This window comes from Streptomyces sp. NPDC004065 (assembly GCF_044903565.1).
Classification (GTDB): domain Bacteria; phylum Actinomycetota; class Actinomycetes; order Streptomycetales; family Streptomycetaceae; genus Streptomyces.
The window spans coordinates 106821-131072 of sequence record NZ_JBJDQT010000006.1; the positions used below are offsets into that span (position 1 = coordinate 106821).

The following is a 24252-nucleotide window of genomic DNA, read 5'->3' on the forward strand; positions in this document are numbered from 1 at the left end:
CCCGTCGGATGGTCGGATGGGCCGTCCGGCGGCGTGTCACCGGCGTCCGGCCCGGGCGGCGCGGCCCCGCGCCACGGCCGTTCGGGGGCGGACGGCGGCCCGCCGTCCATACTTGCGGGTGTGAACGTGGTCATCCGGATCCGGCGCGGGCTGCGGGCGGCGGCGGGCTACGTCCGCGGCGCCCCGGGCACCTACGGCTGGCTGCTGATCCTGTTCGTGACCGCCGTCGCCCTGCACCGGATGTCGCCGGCGCTCGAGGCGGAGTTCCTGCGCCGGCGCTCGACCAACATCCACGAACTGTCCGGCAACCCGGTGCGGGCACTGTTCGCGAGCGCGATGTGGATCGAAGGCGGCCGCTGGCTGCCGTACGCGGCGCTCTACACCGTGGTGCACGCGCAGGCAGAGCGCTGGCTGGGCACGCTGCGCTGGCTGGCGGTGTGCGTGGCCGCGCACGTGCTGGCCACGCTGATCAGCGAGGGCGCGCTGCTGTGGGCGATCCGGCACGGCGTGGCGCCCCGGTCGGCGGCCGACACCCTCGACGTGGGCGTCAGTTACGCGCTGGCCGGGGTGGCCGGGGTGCTGGCGTACCGGATCGCCCGGCCCTGGCGGTACGGGTACGCCCTGGCCGTGCTCGCCCTCTTCGCCCTGCCGCTGGCGGCCGCGCGCACCTTCACCGACCTCGGCCACTTCACCGCCGTACTGATCGGCCTGGGCTGCCGTCCGCTGGCCGCGGACCGCGCGAAAGCCACGGAATCCGAAGGAGACAGTGGCGGTCCGCAGGGGTTAACGTCCCGGCCATGAGCAGCTCGGCAAGCAGCGCCGCGGGCGGCGGCACCGTGGGCGGCGGTTACCCGACCGGCGGTTACCCGGCCGGCGTGGACGGCGTGGTGAACGGCGGCATCTCCTTCTGGCTGGCGCAGGACGGCCTGCCCCCGGTGCGCGAGCCGCTCGCCGGGGACGCGAGCGCCGACGTGGTGATCGTCGGCGGCGGGTACACCGGGCTGTGGACCGCCTACTACCTGAAGAAGGCCGCGCCCGCCCTGCGGATCACCCTGCTGGAGCAGAAGTTCTGCGGCTACGGGGCCTCCGGCCGCAACGGCGGCTGGCTCTACAACGGCGTCGCCGGCCGCGACCGGTACGCCCGGCTGCACGGCCGCGAGGCCGCCGTACGGCTCCAGCGCGCGATGAACGACACCGTGGACGAGGTGATCCGCGTCGCCGCCGAGGAGGGCATCGAGGCGGACGTGCACAAGGGCGGCGTGCTGGAGGTGGCGCGCACGCCCGCCCAGCTGGCCCGGCTGCGCGCCTTCCACGAGCACGAGCTGTCCTACGGCGAGAAGGACCGCGAACTGTACGGCGCCCGCGAGACCGCCGAGCGCGTCCGGGTCGCGGACGCCGTCGGGTCCGCCTGGACCCCGCACGGCGCCCGGCTGAACCCGGCGAAGCTCGTCAAGGGCCTCGCGGCGGCCGTCGAGGCGCTCGGGGTGACGATCCACGAGTCGACGCCGGTCACGGAGATCGGCCCCCAGCGGGCGGTCACGCCCTACGGCACGGTCCGCGCCCCGTACGTGCTGCGCTGCACCGAGGGCTTCACCGCCTCCCTCAAGGGACAGCGGCGCACCTGGCTGCCCATGAACTCGTCGATGATCGTGACCGAGCCGCTCACCGACGGACAGTGGGCGGCGGTCGGCTGGGCGGGCCGGGAGACCCTGGGCGACATGGCGCACGCCTACATGTACGCCCAGCGCACCGCCGACGGCCGGATCGCGCTCGGCGGCCGCGGGGTGCCCTACCGCTTCGGCTCGCGCACCGACAACGACGGCCGCACCCGGCCGGAGACCGTGGCGGCCCTGCGGGACGTCCTGGTCGCGTTCTTCCCCGCCCTGGCCGGGGTGCGGATCGCGCACGCCTGGTCCGGGGTGCTCGGCGTCCCCCGCGACTGGTGCGCGAGCGTCACCCTGGACCGCGCCACGGGCCTGGGCTGGGCGGGCGGCTACGTCGGCTCGGGCGTCGCCACCGCCAACCTCGCCGCCCGCACCCTGACCGACCTGGTGCGGTTCGACTCCGGGCAGGCCGGTCCGACCGGACTGACCGCGCTGCCCTGGGTGGACCACAAGGTGCGCAAGTGGGAGCCGGAGCCGCTGCGCTGGCTGGGCGTGCGGGCCATGTACGCCACCTACCGCACCGCCGACCAGCGGGAAACGCTCACCCACCGCACCGCCTCCTCCCGGCTCGCCCGGGCCGCCGACCGGGTGGCGGGGCGCCACTGAGGGCGTGGCCCTCGGCGAGCTCGGGGAAGGGGCGGCCCTTCACGCGGGGTGGCGGCGGGTCGCGTGCCGCGCGGACGGCCCGGGGCGCGGGGCGGGTGACGGTGGCCGGGCGGCCCGGTGCGCGGGGCGCGGGGCGCGCGGGGCGCTCAGGGGACCGGCTCCGGCAGGGCCTGCTCGCGGGCCGGGGTGCTGCGGGCGGGCGCGCGGGCGGTGACCATCAGACCGGCCACCACGGCGGCCAGGAGCATCACCGCCGCGGCCCACCAGATGGCCACCGTGTAGCCGTGCACGACCCCCTCCGGCACCACCCGCGCCCGGTCCGCCGGGTTGCGCACATGCGCGGCGATGTACGCCGTGCCGCTGGTCGTGGCGATCGTGTTGAGCAGCGCGGTGCCGATCGAACCGCCCACCTGCTGCGAGGTGTTCACGGTCGCCGAGGTCACCCCCGCGTCGCGCGGGGCGACACCCGCGGTGGCCGTGGCGAACACCGGCATGAAGGTCAGGCCCATGCCCAGACCCATCAGCAGCAGCGCGGGCAGCACCTCGCCGGTGTAGCTCGACCGGACGGTCAGCCGGGTGAGCAGCAGCAGCCCGCCCGCGGCCAGCAGCATGCCGGGCACCATCAGCGCGCGCGGCTGCACGCGTTGCAGCAGCCGGGCCGAGATCTGCGTGGCGCCGACCACGATCGCCACGGTCAGCGGCAGGAACGCCAGACCCGTCCGCAGCGGCGAATAGCCGAGGATGTCCTGGAGGTAGTAGGTCATGAACAGGAACAGCCCGAACATCCCGATGACGGCCAGCAGCATGGTCAGGAAGCAGCCCGCCCGGTTGCGTTCGCGCACGATGTGCAGCGGCAGCAGCGGCATCGGCGCCCGCGCCTGCCACCACACGAAGGCGGCGAGCAGCGCCACGCCCGCCGCGAACAGGGCCAGTACCAGCGGGTCGGTCCAGCCGCGCGGCTCCGCCTCGCTGAAGCCGTAGACGACGGCCACCAGCCCGCCGCAGCCCAGGACCGCGCCGGGGACGTCCAGCCGGGCGCCCGCGCGGCCGGGCCGGTCGTGCAGCAGTGCGAAGGCGCCGAGGACCGCGACCACGGCGATGGGCACGTTGACGTACAGGCACCAGCGCCAGTCCAGGTACTCGGTGAGCAGGCCGCCGACGAGGAAGCCGATCGCCGAGCCGCTGCCCGCGAGGGCGCCGTAGATGCCGAACGCCTTCCCCCGCTCCTTCGGGTCGGTGAACGTCGTGGTCAGCAGGCTGAGCGCGGACGGGGCGAGCAGGGCGGCGAAGGCGCCCTGCAGCGCGCGGGCGCCGAAGAGCATGCCGGAGGACGCGGCCGCGCCGCCGAGCGCGGAGGCGACGGCGAAGCCGGCGAGCCCGATGACGAAGGTCCGCTTGCGGCCCGCCAGGTCGGCGATCCGGCCGCCCAGCAGGAGCAGCCCGCCGAAGGCGAGGGTGTAGGCGGTGATGACCCACTGGCGGTTGCCGTCGGACATGCCCAGGGCGCGCTGCGCGGAGGGGAGCGCGATGTTCACGATGGTCGCGTCCAGCACGACCATCAGCTGCGCGAGCGCGATCACCACCAGGGCCCACCAGCGGTGGGCGTCGGCCCCGGCGCGGCGGGCGTGGCGTCCGTGCGCGTGGCCGTGCGTGTGGCCGTGCGGCACGGGGCCGGGGCCCGCCCCGGCGCGCCGTGCGAGGGGGCGCGGGGCGAGGGAGCGCAGTGCGGTCCCCTGCCGTGCGTGACGCGGGTGTACGGACGAGATCTCACCTTTTCGGGTGACACTCATTGGGACAGAACACCATGAATCGGTGCGTACTGCATCCGCGCATCCGGTCCGTACCGCATCGGCGCGTCCTGCGTTCGCGCATCCCCCGTACCCCTCGTACCGCCGGTAGCTCGTACCGCCCGTAGCGCGCCGCGGGCGTTGTCAGTGGGGTGGGGCAGCATGGGGCCATGGCGAGGAGAGCGGCGGGGAGCCAAGCGGCGGGCGGGGTGAAGGCGGCGCGGCGGCCCCAGGTGCGGCTGCCGCCGCTGGAGGCCCGCGGCGGGGGCGGCCTGCGGCCGGACGGCGACTACGACGGGGTGGAGTTCCGCGAGGAGGACCTCACCGGGCAGGACGGCGCGGGCGCCCGGTTCATGGACTGCGCGCTGCGGGGCTGCGCGCTGGACGGCGCCTCGCTGCAGCACGCGCGCCTGCTGGACTCGGTCCTGGACGGCGTACGGGGCGTCGGTACGGACCTGGCGGAGTCCACCCTGCGGGACGTGGAGGTGACCGGCGCCCGCCTGGGCGGGACGCGGCTGCACGGCGCGGTCCTGGAGCGGGTGTGGATCAGGGGCGGCAAGATCGACTTTCCGAACCTGCGCCGGGCGAGGCTGCGGGACGTCGTCTTCGAGGGGTGCGTGCTCGTCGAGCCGGACTTCGGGGGTGCCAGGCTGGAGCGGGTGGAGTTCGTGGACTGCGCGCTGAAGGGCGCGGACCTCACCGCGGCGACGCTCACGGACGTCGACCTGCGCGGCGCCGCCTCGCTGGAGATCGCCCGCGGGGCGGACCGGCTGGCGGGCGCGGTGATCAGCACCGCCCAGCTGCTGGACCTCGCCCCGGTGCTGGCGGGGGCGCTGGGCGTGCGCGTGGAGGGCTGAGGGCGCCGGCGGGGCGCCCGGGGCTCACGGGAGCCGGGGGAAGCGGGCCTGGAGGGTCCAGACGGCCGGGTTCTCGGCGAGGTCCTCGTGCAGGTCGGCGAGGTCGGCGATCAGGTCGTGCAGGAAGTCCCGTGCCTCCCGGCGCAGGTCGGCGTGGGAGAAGGTCAGCGGCGGCTCCTCGGCCGGCATCCAGTCGGCCTCGATGTCCACCCAGCCGAAGCGGCGCTCGAAGAGCATGCGGTCGGTGGACTCGGTGAAGTCCAGCTCCGCGCGCTGGGGCCGCGCCGCCCGCGAGCCGGCCGGGTCCCGGTCCAGCCGCTCGACGATGTCGCACAGCGCCCAGGCGAAGTCGAGCACCGGCACCCACCCCCAGGCCGTGGCCAGCTCCCGGTCCGTCTCGGTGTCGGCGAGATACACGTCCCCGCAGAACAGATCGTGCCGCAGCGCACGCACGTCCGCGCGCCGGTAGTCCGTCTGCGGCGGGTCGGGAAAGCGGTTGGAGAGGGCATAGCCGATGTCGAGCACGTAGGTGATGGTCCCACGCCCCCCACGAAACCCTCCGGGCCCCCGGGGCCCGCCGATCTCCGGGGGCATCGCGGGACACGGGCCCGCATACGATCACACCGCATAGGATCGCACTCGTGTACCGATCCGTACCGGTTGTCCGGACCGCCGTCGCCGCCTCGGCGGTGCTCGCCCTCACGCTGACCGCGTGCGACAGCGGGGTGCGGGGCAGTCCGGGCGGCTCCGGCCTGCGCGACCCCTACTTCCCCAAGGCGGGCAACGGCGGTTACGACGTCACCCACTACGGCCTGACGCTCGACTACGACCCGTCCCACCGGCACCTCACCGGCACCGCGGAGATCACCGCCCGTGCCACGCAGGACCTGTCCGCCTTCAACCTGGACCTCAAGGGGCTCACCGTCGAGAGCGTCACGGTCGAGGGGCGCTCCGCCCGTTTCAGCCAGGCCGGCCAGGAGCTCACGATCCGCCCGCACGACGAGCTGGCGAAGGGGGAGACGTTCGGCGCGACGGTCCGCTACTCCGGCACCCCGCCGACCGTCACCGACCCCGACGGTTCCGAGGAGGGCTGGCTGCGCACCGCCGACGGCGCACTGGCCCTCGGCGAGCCGACGGGATCGATGGCGTGGTTCCCCGGCAACGACCACCCCTCGGACAAGGCCGCCTACGACATCGCCGTCACCGTGCCGAAGGGCCTGCAGGCGGTCTCCAACGGCGAGTTGAAGAGCGAGACCACCACCGGCGGCCGCACCACGTTCCGCTGGCACACGGCCGAGCCGGTGGCGAGCTATGTCGCCACCGTGGCGATCGGCCACTACGACATCACCCGGAGCACCCTGAAGAACGGCCTGCCGGTGTACGTCGCCGTCGACCCCACCCAGTCCGCGGCCTCCCGCGCGGTCCTCGCGAAGCTCCCCGAGATCATGGAGTGGGAGGAGACCAACTTCGGCCCGTACCCCTTCTCCTCCACCGGCGCGATCGTGGACCGGCCCGGCGACGCCGGCTACGCGCTGGAGACCCAGAACCGCCCCGTCTTCGCCGGCGCCCCCGGCGAGGAGATCCTGGTCCACGAACTCGCCCACCAGTGGTACGGCGACTCCGTCACCCCCAGGAGCTGGCGGGACATGTGGCTCAACGAGGGCTTCGCGACGTACGCGCAATGGCTGTACGAGGAGGACCACGGCGGCTGGACCGCCCAGCAGACCTTCGACGCCCTCTACCGCGGCGGTTACCACGACGACAAGGAGGAGGACGAGGCCGTCTGGTCCTTCCCGCCGGCCCGCCCCGACGACGCCGCCCACATCTCCGACGAACCCGTCTACGAGCGCGGCGCCATGGTCCTGCACAAGATCCGTCAACTCGCCGGTGACGACGCCTTCTACGACATCATCCAGGGCTGGGCCGCCGCCCACCGCCACGGCAACGCCGACACCGCCGACTTCACGGCCTTCGTGGAGAAGAAGGTCCCCGGCAAGGACTTCAGCGGGATCTGGAAGGACTGGCTGTACGGCGACGGGAAGCCGAAGCACCCCTGAGCGGCCCCCGCGCCGCCGCCCCGCACGAGGTCACGTGTGCGGTCCCGCCGCATGGGGGCGGGGCCCCGTGCCGTCACCGGGAGCCGGGCCGGTCCAGCTCCTTGCGCAGCACCGCGCAGGGGCGGCCGAGCTGCAGGTCCGCGCGGTGGCCGATCACCTCGTAGCCGAGGGCGGTCCAGAAGGCGAGGGCCCGGGGGTTGTTCTCCAGTACGGCCAGACGTACGGCGGTGCGGCCCTGCGCCCGGAAGCGGTCCTCGACGGCGGCGGCCAGCCGGCGGCCGTGACCCTGCCGCTGGGTACCCGCGTCGATCATCAGCAGTCCGATCCACGGGTCCGGGTCGGCGGGATCGGGGTGCCGCCCGAGCGTGATCGCGACTCCGACGAGCCGGCCCTCGCTGCGCGCGAGCAGCACCTCGGCGCTCGGGTCGGCCGAGTCGTCGGCGAGGGCGGCGGCCACCTGCTCCGGGCGGATGTCGTCCGGGTCCGGGAAGTCGCCGCTGAGCGCGTGGAAGTCGCGGTGGGAGGCGTAGAGCGCGGTGAGTTCGGTCAGCAGCTCGCCGGGGAGGGCGCGGTCGGGGCCGAAGGACAGGGGTTCGAGCATCACCCGGGCAACGTATCGCGGGACCCCGGGCGGACGGCCGGAGCCCCGGCCCCTCGGTGAGGGGCCGGGGCTCCGCCGGCACGTCGCCCGGTCCGCGGCCGGTCCGCGCTCGGTCCGCGTCCGGCCGGTCCGCGTCTGGCCGGTCCGCGGCGGGGCGGTGCGCCGGCCGGGCGGTGCGGCGTCGTCAGACGTTGACGCCGAAGTCCTGGGCGATGCCGACCAGACCGGAGGCGTAGCCCTGGCCGACCGCGCGGAACTTCCACTCCGCGCCGTTGCGGTACAGCTCGCCGAAGACCATGGCGGTCTCGGTGGCCGCGTCCTCCGACAGGTCGTAGCGGGCGATCTCGGCGCCGCCGGCCTGGTTGACGATGCGGATGTAGGCGTTGCGGACCTGGCCGAAGTTCTGGCCGCGGTTCTCGGCGTCGTAGATGGAGACCGGGAAGACGACCTTGTCGACGTCGGCCGGGAGCGCGGCGAGGTTGACGTTGATCGCCTCGTCGTCGCCGGCGCCCTCGCCCGTGCGGTTGTCACCGGTGTGGACGATGGTGTTGTCCGGGGTCTGCTTGTTGTTGAAGAAGACGAAGTGGGCGTCGGAGTACACCTTGCCCTGGGGGTTGACCGCGATCGCGGAGGCGTCCAGGTCGAAGTCCGTGCCGGTGGTGGTGCGGACGTCCCAGCCGAGGCCCACGGTGACGGCGGTCAGGCCCGGAGCTTCCTTGGTGAGCGAGACGTTGCCGCCCTTGGAGAGGCTTACAGCCATGGTTTGGGAGTCCCTTCCCTCGTTGCGTGTGCGGACGAAGCTACCGCCACCTACGGGAACGCCAAGGGGGGTCCCCTTGGTTCCGGATCTCTTTACCTTTTTTACCAAGGCGGGATCGAACACCCCGGCCCGGGCGCCCCGCGCCGCGCGGGGCGCCCGGGCCGCGGCGCGGCGAAAACAGGGTGACGTGGCCCGGACGGGAACGGGAACATGGACGGCATGTCCGGTCCCTATCCCATCCGCGGCTCCGTCGCGCTCCCCGAGGCCGAGCTGGCCTGGCGCTTCTCGCGGTCCTCGGGGCCCGGCGGGCAGCATGTGAACACCAGCGACACCCAGGTCGAACTGCGCTTCGACCTGGCGAACACCGAGGCGCTGCCCGAGGTGTGGAAGCAGCGCGCCCTGGAGCGGCTGGCGTCCCGCCTCGTCGACGGCGTCCTCACGGTACGGGCCTCCGAGCACCGCTCCCAGTGGCGCAACCGCGAGGCCGCCGCCGTCCGCCTCGCCGCCCTCCTCGCCGAGGCGACCGCACCCCCGCCCCGGCCGCGCAGGCCGACCCGGGTTCCCCGGGGCATCAGCGAACGCCGCCTGCGGCAGAAGAAGCAGCGCTCGGAGACCAAGCGCGGCCGCTCCGGCCGCGACTGGCACTGACGGCCGCCGCGGCCAGGACCTGAACCGGCGGCCGCAAAAGGCCGGGACCGGAACCGGCCGCCTCAGCCCAGCTGCCGGTAGCGCCCCTTGAAGTACACCAGCGGGCCGCCCTCCGCGCTGGGGACGCGTGCCGTCAGGACCCGGCCGACGACCAGGGTGTGGTCACCCGCCGGCACGCGCTGCTCGGTGCGCAGTTCCAGGGCGGCGAGCGCGCCGCCCACCAGCGGGGCGCCGGAGACCTCACCGCGGACGTAGGGGATGTCCTCGAAGAGCAGGCGGTCGCTGATGCGGCCCTTCATGGCGAACCGGCCGGCGATGTGGCGCTGGCTCCCGGAGAGCACCGAGACCGCCCACAGGGGCTGCTCGGCGAGCAGGTCGTCCATGCGGGAACCGGCGCGCAGGCTGACCAGGGCCAGCGGCGGGTCCAGGGAGACCGAGACGAACGACGTGGCGGTCATGCCCACGTCCTCGCCGCCCGGCGCCATGGGGTCGTCCGGGTCCAGCGGTGGCTCCTGCGCGGTCACCAGGACGACGCCCGCGGCGAGCCGGGACATGGCGGCGCGGAACTCGTCGTCGGTCACGCCCTCAGCATGCCCGGAGGGTGCTCCCCGCCGCCCGCGCGGGGCCGGTGGCCCGGCCGGGGGCGGGGTGGTGCGGGAGGGGCGGGACGGCACGGCGGATGTGTTCAGCACACATCAACGCTAGCCACCGGTCCGCGGCGCCCGCATGGGGCCTCCGCCCGAACCGCGGCCCAGGGCGGACCTAGGACCACCGGCGGAGCGCTCCGCGGGCGATCGGGCCCCACGGGCCGGACCACTCGTGCATCATGTCCACACACTTACAAACTTTGCGTTCGGTAAACGCACAGGGAAAACGCAGAAACTCCACCCAATTGTTCACGTTCGGCTGTGACTTGAGTCACAAGGGGCACTAATTGTTGACCCTGTGTACCGAGTGGGCTTCGCGCTGTGATTCAGTGGCGGAGACCGCACCAGACGATGCGCCGAAGAGCACCCTTTGATTCGCTGCGAGGTCTCGGGGGGGAGGGCGAGCATGGAGACCGAGTCGGAGCCGTACGTCCGCCTTGCGACACTGCGGCAACTGCACCAGGTCATGGCGGACATGAACACCGCGCGCAGCCTGGCCGACACGCTGCAGACCGTGGCCGACGGCGTCGTGAACGGCCTCGGCTACGAGCTGGCCTGCGTCAACCTCGTACGCCCCGACGGCGATCTCGTGGTCGCCGCCTTCGCGGGCAACCCCGCCGCCGAGGCCCTGATCACCGGCCGGGTCGGCTCGCGCGAGTCGTGGGACCGCCGGCTGAACATGGGCGAGCACTGGGGCGACCTGGTCTTCATCCCGCACACCGAGGGCTGGGTCCTCGACGACGACGACGTCCCCCAGTGGTACACCGACGGGCCCGCGCCCCGCTTCGAGGACGAGTGGCACCCCTCCGACCGCCTCTTCGCGCCCATGTACACCCCGGGGGGCCCGGGCGGCGGCTGCGGCGAACTGCTCGGCGTGCTCTCCGTGGACCGCCCGCGCAACGGCCGCAGGCCCGGCGCCTGGGGCCGCGAGGCGCTGCAGATGTACGCCTTCCAGGCCGCCATAGCGATCAGCAACGCCCGGCTGCGCGCCAACATGCAGCGCGCCCTGGTCCGCCTGGAGCGCGAGCAGCAGGCCCTGCGCGCCAGCGAGGAGAGCTTCCGGCAGGCCTTCGAGTACGCCCCCTCCGGCATGGCCATCGCCGAGATGGGCGGCGACCAGCACGGCCGCATCCTGCGCACCAACGACGCCCTGTGCCGCCTGCTGGGCCGCCCGGCCTCGGCGATGCGCCGCTACTCCTTCTCGGACCTCGTGCACCCCGAGGACATAGGCACCCTGCTGCGCACCTCGGCCGAGGGCGGCCGGGCCGAGCTCAGGCTGGGCCGCCGGGACGGCAGCTACGTCTGGGTCTCCCTGCGCAACTCCGTCGTCGCGGACGCCGCCGACGGCCCCCGATTCCTGCTCACCCACGTCGAGGACATCGAGGACCGCAAGCGCCGCGAGCTGCACCTCGCCCACCGCGCCTCGCACGACTCCCTCACCGGCCTGCCCAACTCCGCCGAGCTGCGCGCCCGGCTCTCGGCCCGCCTGTGCCGGCGCCCGCCGCACGCGGAGGAGCTGGAGACCCTGGACGCCGCGTACGGCCATCCGGGCTACGACGTCGGCCACGACTTCGACTTCCGGCCCGGCGCCGAGGCGTACGACGCCTACGACCACCATGTGCACACCGTGGCGCCCGAGGGCGACCTCGACGACGGCACCAAGGGGCTCGCGGTCCTCTTCTGCGACCTCGACGGCTTCAAGTCGATCAACGACCGGTTCGGGCACAACGCGGGCGACGCGGTGCTCATCGAGGTCGCCCGGCGGCTGAGCAACGGCGTGCGCGACGGGGACACCGTGGCCCGGCTCGGCGGCGACGAGTTCGTGATCCTCGCCGACGGCCTCGGCCGCGCCGACGCCGCCGACCTCGCGGTCCGGCTGCGCAACGAGATCATCCAGCCGATCCGCGCCGAGGGGCGGGCCGTCCGGGTCGGCGCGAGCTTCGGCATCGGCTGGGCGCACTGCGGCATGACGGCGGACGAAGTGCTGAAGTCCGCCGACGAGCGGATGTACGTCGAGAAACGATCTCGTCCCAAACAGCACCGACGTGCCGGATGACGTCCAGGTCAGCGCGGTGATGCGGCGGGAGTCACCCGTTTGGGCCACGCGAAGCGGGTAGGCTCGCGGTTCACAGCCCGTACGCACCATGCCAGAGGAGACCTAGGGATGACGCCCGGCACCAACGGCGCGAGCACGCCCGAGGACGACGACCCGTTCGGCTACCTGTACGCCGACGGTCAGGCCAACGGAGCCCAGCCGCCCTCCGGCGGCTACGGCTACCCGAACTCGGTCAGCCGGGTCCGCGCGGTCGGTCAGCGGCAGTACGGCCAGCAGGCCGGTCAGCAGGCTCCCACGACGGCGGTCCCGCAGCAGCAGGGCGCCTACGGCCAGCCCAGCGCCCACTACGCGGCCCCCGAGACGCTTCCCGGAGGGCAGGCCCCCACCGGCCGGCGGGCGGCCCCGTCCGCGGGCGGCGGCCGTGGCCGCGGCCCCAACACCAAGGGCCTGCTGATCGGCGCGATAGCGGTGGTCGCCGCGGTCGTCATCGGCATCGGTGTGGCCATGATCGGCGACAAGGGCGACGGCGGCGGCGACAAGGCCGGCGGCACCACCCCCACCGCCACCCAGAGCTCCCGGCCCAGCCCGTCCACGACCGACAGCGCGGCACCCGCCGGCGAACTCCCGAAGATCGACGCGAAGGCCCTCCAGCTCGGCGGCACCGCGAGCACCGCCTCGGACGTCAAGGGCGCCAAGGCCGACGGCGGGGTCTACGTGACCAACTTCAACAGCGTCGGCGCCTCGGTCACCTGGAACGTCAACGGCATCCCGGCCGACGGCAAGTACAGCGTCTACGTGGGCTACAGCGTTCCCGGCAAGGACGCCACCGCCACCCTCACGGTCAACGGCACGCCGTCCGAACGACCCATCGATCTCAAGAACTGGACGCACGCCCCCGAGGGCGACTACGAGAAGGGCTGGACGAAGACCTACAACTACGTCCAGCTCAACAAGGGCACCAACACGATCAAGATCTCCTGCGAGCAGGGCAACCAGTGCGACGCCTACCTCGACCAGGTCTGGCTGGTCAAGGGCTGGGTCGGTCAGTGACCGGCGCGCACGCCGGGCGGCTCACGCCGCGGTGACCTCCCCGGTCACCGTCACCCGGCTCACGAGGTCCTCGTAGGCGCTCCGGTCGAACTCGCCGGCCGTGGGGGACAGCACCGTCGCCGTGGCCAGGGCGACCGCGCGGGCCAGGCGGTCCGGCCAGGGCAGGCGTTCGACCAGGCCCGAGAGCAGGCCCGCCACCGCCGAGTCGCCGGCGCCGGTCGGATTGCCCCGCACGCGGGCCGGCGGAGTGGCCCGCCACACGCCCTCCGGGGTGTGGGCGAACAGGCCGTCCGGGCCGAGGGAGGCGACCACCGCGCGGGCGCCGCGGCGACGGGCGTCCTGGGCGGCGCGGCCCGGCTCGTGCGATCCGGTCAGCTCGGCCAGCTCGTCGGCGTTCGGCTTCACCAGGTCCGGGCGGGCCGCCACCGCGCGCCGCAGCGCCTCGCCGCTGGTGTCCAGCAGGACGGGGACGCCGGCCGCCCGCGCCGTGCGCACCAGACCGGCGTACGCGCCCACCGGCAGGCCGGGCGGCAGGCTGCCGCACAGGGCCACCGCCGACACCGAGCCGAGCAGGTCCTCGTAGACGTCCTGGAAGGCGGACCACTCGGCGGGGGAGACGACCGGGCCCGGCTCGTTGAGCTGGGTGGTGTCGCCGGTGCGCTCGTCGACCACGGCTATGGTGCGCCGGGTCGGCCCGGCCACCGGCACCAGCGCGTCCGTCACCCCCGGCACCCGGGCGAGCAGGCCGCGCAGCTCCCCTCCCGTGGTCCCGCCCGCGAAGCCCGTGACGGTCACCTCGTGGCCGAGGGCCGCCAGCACCCGGGCGGCGTTGACGCCCTTGCCGCCGGGCCGCTCGGTGACCTCCGACACCCGGTGCGAGGAGTGGGGCCGCAGGGACGGCACCCGGTAGGTGATGTCGACGGCGGTGTTCAGCGTGACCGTGAGGATCACGTGGGCCGACCTCCCCCGAGTTCAAGCGCGTCTGCCGCGGTGGCTTTCCGAGGGTTCGATCATGCCAAAGACACGGCGGGCCGCCCACCCCCCGGGAGGCCCGCCGCGTCCGTACGGCCGGACGGATCAGCCCAGTTGGGGCTCAACCACCCATTCGCCCCGCCGCATCACGCCCTTGAGGACGAAGTCCTCGTCCAGCAGCACCAGGTCGGCGTCCTTGCCCGGCTCCAGCGAGCCGATCCGGTCGTCCAGGCCGAGCAGCCGGGCCGGGGTGGCGGACAGCGCGGCCACCACGTCCGTGACCGGCAGCCGGTCGACCGTCACCGCCCGCCGGAAGGCCCGGTCCAGGGTGAGCGTGGAACCCGCGATCGAGCCGCCCTCCACCAGCCGCGCCACCCCGTCGGCGACCTCGACCTCCAGCGGGCCGAGCAGATAGCGGCCGTCGCCGCTGCCGGCCGCGTCCATCGCGTCGGTGATGAACGCCACCCGCCGCGCGCCCGCGTGATGGAACGCCAGCTCCAGGGCGGCCGGGTGCAGGTGCACGCCGTCGTTGATCAGCTCGACGGTGACCCGTTCGTCCTCCATGAGCGCCGCGATCGGGCCGGGGGCGCGGTGACCGAGGGCGGGCATCGCGTTGAACAGGTGGGTGGCGACGGTGGCGCCCGCGTCGATCGCCGCCACGGTCTGCTCGTAGGTGGCGTCCGTGTGCCCGATCGCCGCGATCACGCCGTGCTCGGCGAGCAGCCGTACGGAGTCGATGCCGCCGGGCAGCTCGGCGGCCAGGGTCATCATCGTCGCCCGGCCGCGCGCCGCCTCCACCAGCTTGCGCACCTCCGCCGGGTCCGGGTCCCGCAGCAGCGCCTCGGAGTGCGCGCCCTTGCGGCACGGCGAGATGAACGGCCCCTCGAAGTGGATGCCGGCGATGTCGCCCTGCTCGGCCAGCTCCGACAGCAGCCCCGCCTGCTGGGCGAGGACGCCCATGTCCTCCGTGACGGTCGAGGCGACGAGGGTGGTGGTGCCGTGCGCCCGGTGGGCGCGGACCGCGGTCAGCACGTCGTCGGCCGAACCGGAGAAGGAGGCCCCGCCGCCGCCGTGGTTGTGCAGGTCGACGAAGCCGGGGACCAGCCAGTGGCCGGTGACGTCCAGGACCTCGCTGTCCGCGGGCGCGGCGCCGGCGATCCGCGCGCCCTCGACGATCACGCGGCCGTCGTCCACGATCCCGGAGGGCAGCACCACCCGGGCACCGGCGAGAACCTTGCTAGCGGCCATCAGGTGGTTACCTCCGGGGGAGTCGTAGAAGTGTCGAGCAGATCCCGGGCGAGCAGGGCCGCGCCCAGGCATCCGGCGCTGTCCCCCAGGGCCGCGGGGACGATCGTGGGGAGCTTCTGGAAGGTGACGCGCCGCCGGACGGCCTCCCGCAGCGGTGCGAACAGCGTGTCCCCCGCCCCGGCGAGTCCGCCACCGATGATCAGGGTGCGCGGGTCCAGCAGGGTGAGCGCGGTGACCAGGCCGTCGGCGAGCGCGTCCACCGCGTCCTGCCACACCGCCCGCGCCCGCGGGTCGCCCGCCTCCACGGCCTTGGCGCAGTCCGCCGCGTCCGCGTCCGGGTCCCCGCACGCCCCGGCCCACGCCTGGCTCACCGCCGCGGCGGACGCGAACCGCTCCAGGCAGCCGCGCTGCCCGCACGGACAGGGCGTGCCGCCTGGGCGTACGACGATGTGGCCGATCTCGCCGGCGAAGCCGTGCGCGCCCGCCTCCACCCGCCCGTCGATGCCGATGGCGCCCGCGATCCCGGTGCCCAGCGGCACGAAGAGGAACCGGTCGGCGCCCCGGCCCGCCCCGAGGCGGCCCTCGGCCAGTCCGCCGGTGCGCACGTCGTGGCCGAGCGCCACGGGGACGCCCCCGAGCCGCTCGGCCAGCAGGTCGCGCAGCGGTACGTCCCGCCAGCCGAGGTTGGCGGCGTAGGCGGCGACGCCGCGCCGCTCGTCGACGATTCCGGGCACGGCGACGCCGGCGGCGGCCGCGGGCGCGCCGAAGTGCTCCGCGCCGTGGGCGCGCAGTTCGGCGGCGAAGCCGAGGATGGACTCGACCACGGCGTCGGGCCCGCGGTCGCGGCCGGTCGCCCGGCGGGCCCGGTGCAGCAGCTCGCCGTCGGCCGCGACCAGCGCGGCCTTCATCCCGGTGCCGCCCACATCCAGGGCGATGACGTGTCTCACGGAAACAGTGTGGCCCGCTGACCCGCAAGAGGTCTAGTCCACTCACGTGGTGTAGACCTATCGTGTCCGCATGGTGAACAACGAGACGTTTGGGGCGACCAGCAGTGCAGCGGCGTAGGACAGCAATGATCGCGACGGTGTCCGTACTGGGCATGACGGCGGTCCTCGGCGGCTGCGGGAGCACCGGCTCCTCCGACGTCACCCTCAGACTGGTCGCCGCCGACTACGGCGACTCCTCGGCCAACAGCTCGCAGAAGTACTGGGACGAGCTGGTCAAGGACTACGAGGGCCGGCACCCCGGCGTGAAGGTCGAGGTCAGCGTCTACTCCTGGAACGACGTGGACCGCAAGGTCAAGGAGATGGTCGACGCGGGCGACCCGCCGGACATCGCGCAGATCGGCGCGTACGCCGACTACGCGGCCAAGGACCTGCTCTACAAGGCCGACGACGTGCTCTCCATACCCGTGCAGGCCGACTTCCTCGGCCGGCTCTCCGACGCGGGACAGCTGCGGCACGTGCAGTACGGCATCCCGTTCGCCGCGTCCACCAGGGTGCTCTTCTACAACAGGACCCTCTTCGACCGGGCGCACCTGACCCCGCCGGCGACCTGGTCCGAGCTGGCCGCCGACGCCCAGGCGCTGAAGGCCCGGGGCGTGAAGTACCCCTACGCGCTGCCGCTCGGTCCGGAGGAGGCGCAGGCCGAGACCATGCAGTGGCTGCTCAGCGGCGGCAACGGCTACACCGACGACATCGGCACCTACACCATCGACTCCCCGCAGAACGTGGAGACGTTCACCTGGCTGCGCGACAAGCTGGTCGGCAAGGGCCTGACCGGCCCGGTCGCCCCCGGCAGGCTCAACCGCGCCGACGCCTTCGACGCCTTCGCGGCCGGCGACGTGGGCATGCTCAACGGCCACCCCACGCTGATGCAGCAGGCCGCCAGGAAGGGCGTGAAGTTCGGCATGGTGCCGATGCCGGGCAAGAACGGCCGGGCCAAGGCGACCATGGGCGTCGCCGACTGGATGACGGCCTTCAAGAAGAACGGCCACCGCGACCAGATCGGCGACTTCCTCGACTTCGTCTACAGCGAGAAGAACGTCGTCCGCTTCTCCCGCGAGTACGACCTGCTGCCCGTCACCGGTTCCGCGTCCGAGACGATGGCCGCGGCGGACGAGGACAAGGCGCTGCGGCCGTTCCTCGAGGAGCTGCCGCTCGCCCGGCTCTACCCGGTCGGCAAGACGTCCTGGGCCCAGGTCAGCGCGGACGTGAAGAAGCGGATCGGCCAGGCGGTCGCCCCCGGCGGCAGCCCCGCCGCGGTCCTCGGCCGGCTCCAGACCACGGCCGCCGAGGCGGAGAGCGCGCGGAGCGCGCGGAGCGCGGAGTAGCCACCACACCGTGGCCCCTGCCGTTGTCGGTGGCGGGGGCTACGGTGCGGGTATGGAAGCGGACGACGGCAGGACCGGCGAGGACGCGGGCGCCGGGCGCCCGGGCGGCGAGGGGCAGCGGGGCCTCGGCCGCCGGGAGCGGGACATCCTCGCCCTGGAGCGCCGCGGCTTCACCGGCCCCGGCGCCAAGGAGCGCGCGATACGCGAGGAGCTCGGCCTGTCCCCGGTCCGCTACTACCAGCTGCTCAACGCCCTCCTCGACGACACCCGAGCCCTGGCCCACGACCCGGTGACGGTCAACCGCCTCCGCCGCATACGGGACTCCCGCCGCGCCGAACGCTGAGCGCGGCCGTCCCGGCGGGGCCGTTCCGGTGAGGGCCGTTCCGGCGGGGGCTGTTGTGGCGGGGGTTGGCCGTTCCGCCGGGTTGGCCGTCGCGGAGGGGGCCGGCCGTTCCGGCCGGGGCAGGCCCTTCCAGCCGGGGGCCGGTGTGGCGGGCGGCGGCGGGTGGTGCTGTCCGTGGCGGGCGGGCGTCCGCTGGGGCCGGTGGGGCCGGTGGGGGCCGCCGGAGGGTGGAACGGGGTGCGGGAAGGGCGCGGGTGCAGGAGTGCGGAGGTCCCGGCGTGGATAGGTTCGCCGTATGGGCAGCCACCACACGGACACGACCGATCCCGGCGACTCCCTGCCGGTCCCCGTCACCCAGGCCGGACGGGACGGGCTCGCCGCGATCCTCGCGCGGCCGGAGCGGGCGGTGATCGCACTCGACTTCGACGGGACCCTCGCGCCGATCGTCCCCGACCCGGACCAGGCCCGGGCGCACCCCGGGGCGGTGCCCGTGCTCTCCGAGCTCGCGCCCAAGGTGGCGTCCGTGGCCGTGGTCACCGGGCGACCGGCCGGGGTGGCCGTACGGTACGGCGGCTTCGCGGGCGTACCCGGTCTGGAACACCTCGTCGTCCTCGGCCACTACGGCGCCGAGCGCTGGGACGCGGCCACCGGAACCGTCACCGCCCCGGCCCCGCACCCGGGCGTGGCCGCCGCCCGCGCCGAACTGCCGGGCCTCCTGGACCGGGTCGGCGCCTGGCAGGGCACCTGGATCGAGGAGAAGGGCCGTTCCGTCGCCGTCCACACCCGGCGCGCGGAGGACCCCCAGGCCGCCTTCGAGCTGCTGCGCGAGCCCCTGTCCGACCTGGCCGCCCGCCACGGGCTGATCGTGGAGCCGGGCCGCATGGTCCTGGAGCTGCGCCCGCCGGGCATGGACAAGGGCGTGGCCCTCTCGGAGTACGTCCGCGACGTGGGCGCCACCTCCGTGCTCTACGCCGGTGACGACCTGGGCGACCTCCCCGCCTTCACCGCGGTCGACAAACTCCGCTCGGACGGCGTACCGGGCGTACTGGTCTGCAGCGGCAGCGCGGAGGTGACGGAGCTCTCCGAGCGGGCGGACCTGGTGGTGGACGGCCCGGCGGGAGTGGTGGACCTGCTGCGCACCCTGGCCCGGCACATCCGGACGGACGCCGCGCCGTAACCCGGCCCCGGCCGCCGCCCGGCAAGCATGGGCTGCCGGTCACCCGGTCACCCGGCCGCCTGGCCTGCCGGCCGCCCGGCTGCGTCGACTGGTCGGCCCGGCCCGGTCTGTCGCCCCGCCGCGTGCGCTGTCCGGCCCGGTCGGTGTCCCGGCCCGCCGGCCGACCTGCACCCGCCGATCGCCCGTCCCGGCCCCGTGAGCCCCCGGTCCCGCGAGCGCCCCCGGTCACCGGGGCCGCGTCGGTCGCACGTCGGTCGGCCGGCGGCGTCGGCCGCCTGGCCCCGTCCGTTCCCCGCCCCGCCGGTCGCCCCGGTAGCCCGGCCCGTCGGCCGCCGGGCTGGGGCGACGGGTCGGCCGGGTCTGTTGCCTGGCCGCGTGCGCTGTCCGGCCCGGTCGGTGTCCCGGCCCGCCGGCCGACCTGCACCCGCCGATCGCCCGTCCCGGCCCCGTGAGCCCCCGGTCCCGCGAGCGCCCCCGGTCACCGGGGCCGCGTCGGTCGCACGTCGGTCGGCCGGCGGCGTCGGCCGCCTGGCCCCGTCCGTTCCCCGCTCCGCCGATCGCTCGGCGGCGTCGTTGGCCTGGCGCGTCGGCCGCCGGGCTGGGGCGGTGGGTCGGCCGGGTCTGTCGCCCCGCCGCGTGCGGTGCCCGGCCCGGTCGGGCGCTGCGGTGGCTGGGCCTCGTCGGCCGTGTCGGCTCGCCCGGCCCGGTCGGTGTCCCGGCCCGGCGGTCGACCTGCCCCGCCGATCGCCCGGTCCGGTGGTCGGCAGGTGGCGCCGGGCGGGGCGGCCCGTTGACGCGGCCGGGCGGCCGAAGGGCGTCAGTGCTCCGGTTTGCCCAGTTCCTCCAGCTGGTCGAGGAACCATCGGGCGGGCGGCAGTGCGGTGGCCGCGTCGGCCAGGCGTTTGGAGCGTTCCGCCCGTTCGGGTCCCGGCATGCTCAGGGCCTCGTGCAGCGCGGCCGCCGTCGCCACCACGTCGTACGGGTTCACCACCACCGCGTCGTCGCCCAGCTCCGCGTACGCGCCCGCCTCCCGGGACAGCACCAGCGCGCACCCCGAGTCGGAGACGACCGGCACCTCCTTGGCGACGAGGTTCATCCCGTCCCGCACCGGATTGACCAGCGCCACGTCCGCGATCCGGTACGCCGCCAGCGACCGCGCGAAGTCGTCCTTGACGTGCAGCACGACCGGCGTCCACCCGGGCGTCCCGTACCGCTCGTTGATCTCCTCCGCCAGCCGCCGCACCTCGGCCGTGTACTCCCGGTACACCGCGAGGTCCTGCCGCGAGGGGTAGGCGAAGGCCACGTGCACCACCCGTTCGCGCCACTGCGGCCACTCCTCGAGCAGATGCCGGTAGGCGAGCAGCCCGCGCACGATGTTCTTGGACAGCTCCGTCCGGTCCACCCGCACGATCGTCCTGCGCGGCCCGCCCTCCGGCCCGGCGCCGATCTCCTCGCGCAGCGCCGCCATCCGCTCGAACACGTCGGCGCGGTGCGAGCGCTCCCGCAGGAATTCGGCGTCCGCGCCGAGCCCGTGCACCCCGATCCGGGTGCCCCCGAGCCCGCCCACGAGCGCCTCGCAGCACCCGGCGAAGGCGTCCGCCCACCGCTGGGTGAGGAAGCCGAGCCGGTCGGCGCCCAGCATGCCGCGCAGCACCTGCTCGGCGACGTCGTCCGGCAGCAGCCGGAAGTAGTCCGCCGGCGCCCACGGCGTGTGCGAGAAGTGCCCGATGCGCACATCCGGCCGGAAGTCGCGCAGCATCCCCGGCACCAGCGTCAGGTGGTAGTCCTGGACCAGTACCGCCGCGCCCTCGGCGGCCTCCTCCGCCAGCGCCTCGGCGAAGGCCCGGTTGTAGGCCTCGTACGAGGCCCACTGGCGGCGGAACTCCGCGTCGAAGACGGGCTCCAGCGGGGTCTGGTACAGCATGTGGTGGACGAACCACAGCACCGAGTTGGCGATGCCGTTGTAGGCGTCGGAGAAGACGCCCGCGTCGATGTCCAGCATCCGTACCTGCTGTCCGCCGGTCGCCTCGGCGGGCAGCCGCCGTCCGCCCTCGAAGCGGCGCGCCGCCTCGCGGTCGGCGTCGCTCAGCGCGGCGCACACCCACACCGCGCCCGCGTCCGGACCGATCGCGGACAGCCCGGAGACCAGCCCTCCGCCTCCGCGCCTGGAGTGGAGCGAGCCGTCCTCGCCCAGCTCGTACGAAACCGGGCCGCGATTGGACGCGACCAGCACCTCGGCACCGTGCGTTGAAGCCATGGTCCTCAACCTAGCCCGGCCCGTAAACGCTCAAACGTACGGTTCCGCTTCGTAGTGGGCCGTATACGACCAGGCCGGTCCTTCTGGCCATCGGGCAGGCCGTCGCGCAGGCCGTCGCGCGGCCCGGCCCGACGCCCGGGACCGGCTCCCGTGCACGGGGGCCCGACCCGGGCGTACGGGGCCGGGCCGCGCGGCGGCCGCACGGTGCGGCGCGCGCCCGCGGCAGTCCGTCACGCCACCTTCCGGGCGGCGTACTCGGCGATCTCCGCCATCGGCGGGCGCTCCTCGGTGTCCACCGAGTAGGTGCGCGGCTCGAAGCCGTCCTCGCCGCGCTCGAACTGGGTGAGGGAGGGCCGGACCAGATGGCCCCGGGCCAGCCGCAGCTGGGCGGTGCGGTAGATCGCGGCGGCCATCCGGCCCAGCGCCTGCCCGTCCTGGTGCCGGTGCCTGCGCACGCCCACGTCGACCTGCGCGAGGGCGTCCAGGCCGACCAGGTGCAGGGCGTCCACCAGCATGCCCAGCTCCACGCCGTAGCCGACCGGGAACGGCAGCTGTTCCAGCAGCGAGCGGCGGGCCGCGTACTCGCCGCCGAGCGGCTGCACGAAGCCGGCCAGCTGCGGCCAGTGCATGTTCAGCAGCGGGCGCGCCATCAGCTCGGTGACCCGGCCGCCCTGCCCGGCGGCGCCGCCCAGCGGCCGGTCGTACATGGCCTTGACCAGATGCACGTCCGGCTCGGTGAGCAGCGGGCCGACGATGCCGGTGACGAAGTCGGAGGAGAACTCCCGCAGGTCGGCGTCGACGAAGCAGACGACGTCCCCGCGGGTCACCAGCAGGGAGCGCCACAGCACCTCGCCCTTGCCGCGCACCGTGGGGATGCGCGGGAGGATCGCGTCGCGGTGCACGACCCGGGCGCCCGCGGCGGCGGCCACCTGGGAGGTGCGGTCGGTGGAGCCGGAGTCGACCACGACGATCTCGTCGACCAGCGGCACCTGCTCCACCAGGTCGCGGCGGATCACGGCGACGATGTCGCCGACCGTGTCCTGCTCGTTGAGGGCGGGCAGCACCACGGAGACCGACTGACCGGTGCGCTGCTTTGCGGCCAGGACGCGGTGCAGCGGACGATCGGTCACGGACCAGGAGCGGGTGGCCAGCCAGCGCTCGACTTCTTCCAGCACGGTCAGCGGCTCCTCACTGTTGTCTCGCGGTTCGGACGACTATCTCAACTGTCCTGGCCTTCGGTTACAGTCTTGAACAACGCGGATGACCATCGCATGTCGGGGGTCGTCCCCGCGTCACACAACCGCATACAGCTCATCCAGAGGGGCAGAGGGACACGGCCCGATGAAGCCCCGGCAACCCTCCAGCCGGTTCTCGTGGACCGCCGTCGGCCGTCAGGCCGGTGCCGGCCCTCACCGCGGGGCTCCCGGCTAGGGAAGGTGCCAAATCCGTCTCACGGCGAAGCGCGCCGTGAGGAAGATGAGGAGAAAGGGCCTCGCCTCCATGGCTGTGCAGACCGTTGCAAGCAGCACCGACTCCACCGTAGACCTCGGCCCCGCCGCCGCGCTCAGCTGTCGCGAGTGCGGCCACCGGGTGCCCCTCGGGCCGGTCTTCGCGTGCGAGGAGTGTTTCGGCCCGCTGGAGATCGCCTACGACTTCTCCGGCTACGACGCCGAGGAGCTGCGCAAGCGCATCGAGGCGGGCCCCGCGAACATCTGGCGCTACGCGCCGCTGCTGCCCGTCCCCGCCGACGTGGCCGGCAAGCCCAACCTCAACCCCGGCTGGACCGCGCTCGTCCGGGCCGACAACCTCGCCCGCGAACTCGGCGTCGGCGCGGGCAAGCTGTTCGTCAAGGACGACTCCGGCAACCCGACGCACTCCTTCAAGGACCGTGTGGTCGCCCAGGCGCTGGAGGCGGCGCGCGCGTTCGGCTTCACCACCCTGTCCTGCTCCTCCACCGGCAACCTGGCCGGCGCCGTGGGCGCCGCCGCCGCCCGCGCCGGCTTCCGCTCCTGTGTGTTCATCCCGCACGACCTGGAGCAGGGCAAGGTCGTCATGGCCGCGATCTATGGTGGCGAGCTCGTCGGCATCGAGGGCAACTACGACGACGTGAACCGTTTCTGCTCCGAGCTGATCGGCGACCCGGCCGGCGAGGGCTGGGGTTTCGTCAACGTCAACCTGCGGCCGTACTACGCCGAGGGCTCCAAGACGCTGGCGTACGAGGTCTGCGAGCAGCTCGGCTGGCGGCTGCCGGACCAGATCGTCGTCCCGATCGCCTCCGGCTCGCAGCTGACCAAGGTCGACAAGGGCCTGCAGGAGCTGATCCGGCTGGGACTGGTCGAGGACCGGCCGTACAAGATCTTCGGCGCCCAGGCCAAGGGCTGCTCGCCGGTGTCCACCGCCTTCAAGGCCGGGCACGACGTGGTCCGCCCGCAGAAGCCCGACACCATCGCCAAGTCCCTCGCCATCGGCAACCCGGCCGACGGCCCCTACGTCCTGGACATCGCCCGCCGCACCGGCGGGGCGGTGGAGGACGTGACGGACGAGCAGGTCGTCGACGCGATCAAGCTGCTGGCGCGCACCGAGGGCATCTTCGCGGAGACGGCGGGCGGTGTGACGGTCGGCGTGACCAAGAAGCTGATCGAGGACGGGCTGCTCGACCCGGAGAAGACCACCGTCGTCCTGAACACCGGCGACGGCCTGAAGACGCTGGACGCGGTGGCCGGCACCGGCCTGACCGCCACGATCCGCCCCACCCTGGACTCCTTCCGAGAGGCTGGCCTCGCATGAGCGTGACCGTTCGCATCCCGACCATCCTGCGCACCTACACGGGCGGCCTGGCCGAGGTGAGCGCCGAGGGCGCGACCCTCGCCGAGGTGATCTCCGACCTGGAGAAGAACCACACCGGCATCGCCGCGCGCGTCCTGGACGACCAGGGCCGGCTGCGCCGCTTCGTCAACGTCTACGTCAACGACGACGACGTGCGCTTCGAGCAGGGACTGGAGACGGCCACCCCGGACGGCGCGGGCGTGTCCATCATTCCGGCGGTCGCCGGCGGCTGATCATTACCGACGGTAATGCCCGTCACCCGGAGTTCACACGCATGGCCCCCTCCGTGAGAGAAGCGGAGGGGGCCATTCTGTGTGATTGAGCGCGGTAGAGTTGGGGAACACGCTCGCGATCTCCGGATCGT

Annotated in this window: 22 protein-coding genes and 1 riboswitch; of the genes, 12 read left to right on the top strand and 10 right to left on the bottom strand. The window is 74.0% G+C overall.

Translation table 11 applies throughout. From position 1 onward, the window contains the following. Positions 1 to 120: 120 nt before the first annotated feature. Positions 121 to 801, top strand: coding sequence for a rhomboid-like protein (locus tag ACI2LW_RS10105; protein ID WP_404730712.1), 681 nt, complete (start codon positions 121 to 123; stop codon positions 799 to 801). A gap of 86 nt (positions 802 to 887) precedes the next feature. Then, positions 888 to 2270: an NAD(P)/FAD-dependent oxidoreductase gene (locus ACI2LW_RS10110; RefSeq protein ID WP_404730808.1), complete on the top strand. Its 1383-nt coding sequence runs from the start codon at positions 888 to 890 to the stop codon at positions 2268 to 2270. A 146-nt stretch (positions 2271 to 2416) separates the two neighbouring features. On the opposite strand, the gene ACI2LW_RS10115 is transcribed toward ACI2LW_RS10110, so the two are convergent. Next, positions 2417 to 3829, bottom strand: coding sequence for a DHA2 family efflux MFS transporter permease subunit (locus ACI2LW_RS10115; protein WP_404730809.1), 1413 nt, complete (start codon positions 3827 to 3829; stop codon positions 2417 to 2419). Between the two features lie 398 nt (positions 3830 to 4227). Between ACI2LW_RS10115 and ACI2LW_RS10120 the strand changes: the two genes are divergently transcribed. Then, positions 4228 to 4914: a pentapeptide repeat-containing protein gene (locus tag ACI2LW_RS10120; protein WP_404730713.1), complete on the top strand. Its 687-nt coding sequence runs from the start codon at positions 4228 to 4230 to the stop codon at positions 4912 to 4914. A 24-nt stretch (positions 4915 to 4938) separates the two neighbouring features. Here ACI2LW_RS10120 and ACI2LW_RS10125 read toward each other — a convergent pair whose 3' ends face one another. Then, positions 4939 to 5439, bottom strand: a complete 501-nt coding sequence (locus ACI2LW_RS10125) for a hypothetical protein (protein ID WP_404730714.1) — start codon at positions 5437 to 5439, stop codon at positions 4939 to 4941. 116 nt (positions 5440 to 5555) lie between these two features. Between ACI2LW_RS10125 and ACI2LW_RS10130 the strand changes: the two genes are divergently transcribed. Beyond that, positions 5556 to 6971 carry a M1 family metallopeptidase gene (locus ACI2LW_RS10130; protein ID WP_404730715.1) on the top strand — a complete coding sequence of 472 codons (1416 nt, stop codon included), beginning with the start codon at positions 5556 to 5558 and terminating at the stop codon, positions 6969 to 6971. 73 nt (positions 6972 to 7044) lie between these two features. Here the strand turns inward: ACI2LW_RS10130 and ACI2LW_RS10135 are convergent, their stop codons facing one another. Together ACI2LW_RS10135 and ACI2LW_RS10140 are read right to left on the bottom strand one after the other, a co-directional pair. After that, the gene (locus tag ACI2LW_RS10135) at positions 7045 to 7572 is read right to left on the bottom strand and encodes a GNAT family N-acetyltransferase (protein WP_404730810.1); all 528 of its coding nucleotides are present in this window, start codon (positions 7570 to 7572) and stop codon (positions 7045 to 7047) included. A 184-nt stretch (positions 7573 to 7756) separates the two neighbouring features. Beyond that, positions 7757 to 8332 (bottom strand): TerD family protein, encoded by a 576-nt coding sequence (locus ACI2LW_RS10140; RefSeq protein WP_404730716.1) that lies wholly within the window; start codon positions 8330 to 8332, stop codon positions 7757 to 7759. Positions 8333 to 8542: 210 nt separating this feature from the next. Between ACI2LW_RS10140 and arfB the strand changes: the two genes are divergently transcribed. Continuing rightward, positions 8543 to 8980 (top strand): alternative ribosome rescue aminoacyl-tRNA hydrolase ArfB, encoded by a 438-nt coding sequence (gene arfB / locus ACI2LW_RS10145; RefSeq protein ID WP_404730717.1) that lies wholly within the window; start codon positions 8543 to 8545, stop codon positions 8978 to 8980. 62 nt (positions 8981 to 9042) lie between these two features. Here the strand turns inward: arfB and ACI2LW_RS10150 are convergent, their stop codons facing one another. Further along, on the bottom strand, positions 9043 to 9672 hold the full coding sequence (locus tag ACI2LW_RS10150; protein ID WP_404730718.1) for a flavin reductase family protein: 630 nt from the start codon (positions 9670 to 9672) through the stop codon (positions 9043 to 9045). Positions 9673 to 10033: 361 nt separating this feature from the next. Between ACI2LW_RS10150 and cdgB the strand changes: the two genes are divergently transcribed. Together cdgB and ACI2LW_RS10160 are read left to right on the top strand one after the other, a co-directional pair. Beyond that, positions 10034 to 11683 carry a diguanylate cyclase CdgB gene (gene cdgB, locus ACI2LW_RS10155; protein WP_404730719.1) on the top strand — a complete coding sequence of 550 codons (1650 nt, stop codon included), beginning with the start codon at positions 10034 to 10036 and terminating at the stop codon, positions 11681 to 11683. 108 nt (positions 11684 to 11791) lie between these two features. Then, positions 11792 to 12733 carry a CBM35 domain-containing protein gene (locus ACI2LW_RS10160; protein WP_404730720.1) on the top strand — a complete coding sequence of 314 codons (942 nt, stop codon included), beginning with the start codon at positions 11792 to 11794 and terminating at the stop codon, positions 12731 to 12733. A 21-nt stretch (positions 12734 to 12754) separates the two neighbouring features. Here the strand turns inward: ACI2LW_RS10160 and ACI2LW_RS10165 are convergent, their stop codons facing one another. The 3 genes from ACI2LW_RS10165 to ACI2LW_RS10175 all read right to left on the bottom strand — a co-directional run bounded on the left by ACI2LW_RS10165 (position 12755) and on the right by ACI2LW_RS10175 (position 15900). Beyond that, complete coding sequence (locus tag ACI2LW_RS10165; RefSeq protein WP_404730721.1) at positions 12755 to 13684, bottom strand: 1-phosphofructokinase family hexose kinase; 930 nt, start codon at positions 13682 to 13684, stop codon at positions 12755 to 12757. A 126-nt stretch (positions 13685 to 13810) separates the two neighbouring features. After that, positions 13811 to 14953: an N-acetylglucosamine-6-phosphate deacetylase gene (nagA, locus tag ACI2LW_RS10170; protein ID WP_404730722.1), complete on the bottom strand. Its 1143-nt coding sequence runs from the start codon at positions 14951 to 14953 to the stop codon at positions 13811 to 13813. After that, positions 14953 to 15900 carry an ROK family protein gene (locus tag ACI2LW_RS10175; protein ID WP_404730723.1) on the bottom strand — a complete coding sequence of 316 codons (948 nt, stop codon included), beginning with the start codon at positions 15898 to 15900 and terminating at the stop codon, positions 14953 to 14955. The genes nagA and ACI2LW_RS10175 overlap by 1 nt, the downstream gene beginning before the upstream one ends. A gap of 125 nt (positions 15901 to 16025) precedes the next feature. Between ACI2LW_RS10175 and ACI2LW_RS10180 the strand changes: the two genes are divergently transcribed. The 3 genes from ACI2LW_RS10180 to otsB all read left to right on the top strand — a co-directional run bounded on the left by ACI2LW_RS10180 (position 16026) and on the right by otsB (position 18805). Then, positions 16026 to 17285, top strand: a complete 1260-nt coding sequence (locus ACI2LW_RS10180) for an extracellular solute-binding protein (protein WP_404730724.1) — start codon at positions 16026 to 16028, stop codon at positions 17283 to 17285. Between the two features lie 52 nt (positions 17286 to 17337). Beyond that, positions 17338 to 17628, top strand: coding sequence for a DUF3263 domain-containing protein (locus ACI2LW_RS10185; protein ID WP_404730725.1), 291 nt, complete (start codon positions 17338 to 17340; stop codon positions 17626 to 17628). A 295-nt stretch (positions 17629 to 17923) separates the two neighbouring features. Continuing rightward, complete coding sequence (otsB, locus tag ACI2LW_RS10190) at positions 17924 to 18805, top strand: trehalose-phosphatase (protein WP_404730726.1); 882 nt, start codon at positions 17924 to 17926, stop codon at positions 18803 to 18805. A gap of 817 nt (positions 18806 to 19622) precedes the next feature. On the opposite strand, the gene ACI2LW_RS10195 is transcribed toward otsB, so the two are convergent. Beyond that, positions 19623 to 21062: a trehalose-6-phosphate synthase gene (locus tag ACI2LW_RS10195; protein ID WP_404730727.1), complete on the bottom strand. Its 1440-nt coding sequence runs from the start codon at positions 21060 to 21062 to the stop codon at positions 19623 to 19625. A 230-nt stretch (positions 21063 to 21292) separates the two neighbouring features. Then, entirely contained in the window at positions 21293 to 22237 is a 945-nt protein-coding gene (locus ACI2LW_RS10200) for a glucosyl-3-phosphoglycerate synthase (protein WP_404730728.1), read from the bottom strand. 133 nt (positions 22238 to 22370) lie between these two features. Further along, positions 22371 to 22545, top strand: a riboswitch (SAM riboswitch). Between the two features lie 17 nt (positions 22546 to 22562). Here ACI2LW_RS10200 and thrC point away from each other — a divergent pair. Together thrC and ACI2LW_RS10210 are read left to right on the top strand one after the other, a co-directional pair. After that, positions 22563 to 23849, top strand: a complete 1287-nt coding sequence (gene thrC, locus ACI2LW_RS10205) for a threonine synthase (protein ID WP_404730729.1) — start codon at positions 22563 to 22565, stop codon at positions 23847 to 23849. Further along, positions 23846 to 24121: a MoaD/ThiS family protein gene (locus tag ACI2LW_RS10210; protein ID WP_404730730.1), complete on the top strand. Its 276-nt coding sequence runs from the start codon at positions 23846 to 23848 to the stop codon at positions 24119 to 24121. Before thrC ends, ACI2LW_RS10210 begins: the two co-directional genes overlap by 4 nt. Positions 24122 to 24252: the final 131 nt, after the last annotated feature.

Bases quoted from the DNA above. Each gene is read 5' to 3' on its own strand.
- ACI2LW_RS10115 (WP_404730809.1), bottom strand. From the start codon at position 3,829: ATGGTCGTGCTGGACGCGACCATCGTGAACATCGCGCTCCCCTCCGCG.
- ACI2LW_RS10120 (WP_404730713.1), top strand. From the start codon at position 4,228: ATGGCGAGGAGAGCGGCGGGGAGCCAAGCGGCGGGCGGGGTGAAGGCG.
- ACI2LW_RS10135 (WP_404730810.1), bottom strand. From the start codon at position 7,572: ATGCTCGAACCCCTGTCCTTCGGCCCCGACCGCGCCCTCCCCGGCGAG.
- ACI2LW_RS10140 (WP_404730716.1), bottom strand. From the start codon at position 8,332: ATGGCTGTAAGCCTCTCCAAGGGCGGCAACGTCTCGCTCACCAAGGAA.
- arfB (WP_404730717.1), top strand. From the start codon at position 8,543: ATGGACGGCATGTCCGGTCCCTATCCCATCCGCGGCTCCGTCGCGCTC.
- cdgB (WP_404730719.1), top strand. From the start codon at position 10,034: ATGGAGACCGAGTCGGAGCCGTACGTCCGCCTTGCGACACTGCGGCAA.
- ACI2LW_RS10160 (WP_404730720.1), top strand. From the start codon at position 11,792: ATGACGCCCGGCACCAACGGCGCGAGCACGCCCGAGGACGACGACCCG.
- nagA (WP_404730722.1), bottom strand. From the start codon at position 14,953: ATGGCCGCTAGCAAGGTTCTCGCCGGTGCCCGGGTGGTGCTGCCCTCC.
- ACI2LW_RS10180 (WP_404730724.1), top strand. From the start codon at position 16,026: ATGATCGCGACGGTGTCCGTACTGGGCATGACGGCGGTCCTCGGCGGC.
- ACI2LW_RS10185 (WP_404730725.1), top strand. From the start codon at position 17,338: ATGGAAGCGGACGACGGCAGGACCGGCGAGGACGCGGGCGCCGGGCGC.
- otsB (WP_404730726.1), top strand. From the start codon at position 17,924: ATGGGCAGCCACCACACGGACACGACCGATCCCGGCGACTCCCTGCCG.
- ACI2LW_RS10195 (WP_404730727.1), bottom strand. From the start codon at position 21,062: ATGGCTTCAACGCACGGTGCCGAGGTGCTGGTCGCGTCCAATCGCGGC.
- thrC (WP_404730729.1), top strand. From the start codon at position 22,563: ATGGCTGTGCAGACCGTTGCAAGCAGCACCGACTCCACCGTAGACCTC.
- ACI2LW_RS10210 (WP_404730730.1), top strand. From the start codon at position 23,846: ATGAGCGTGACCGTTCGCATCCCGACCATCCTGCGCACCTACACGGGC.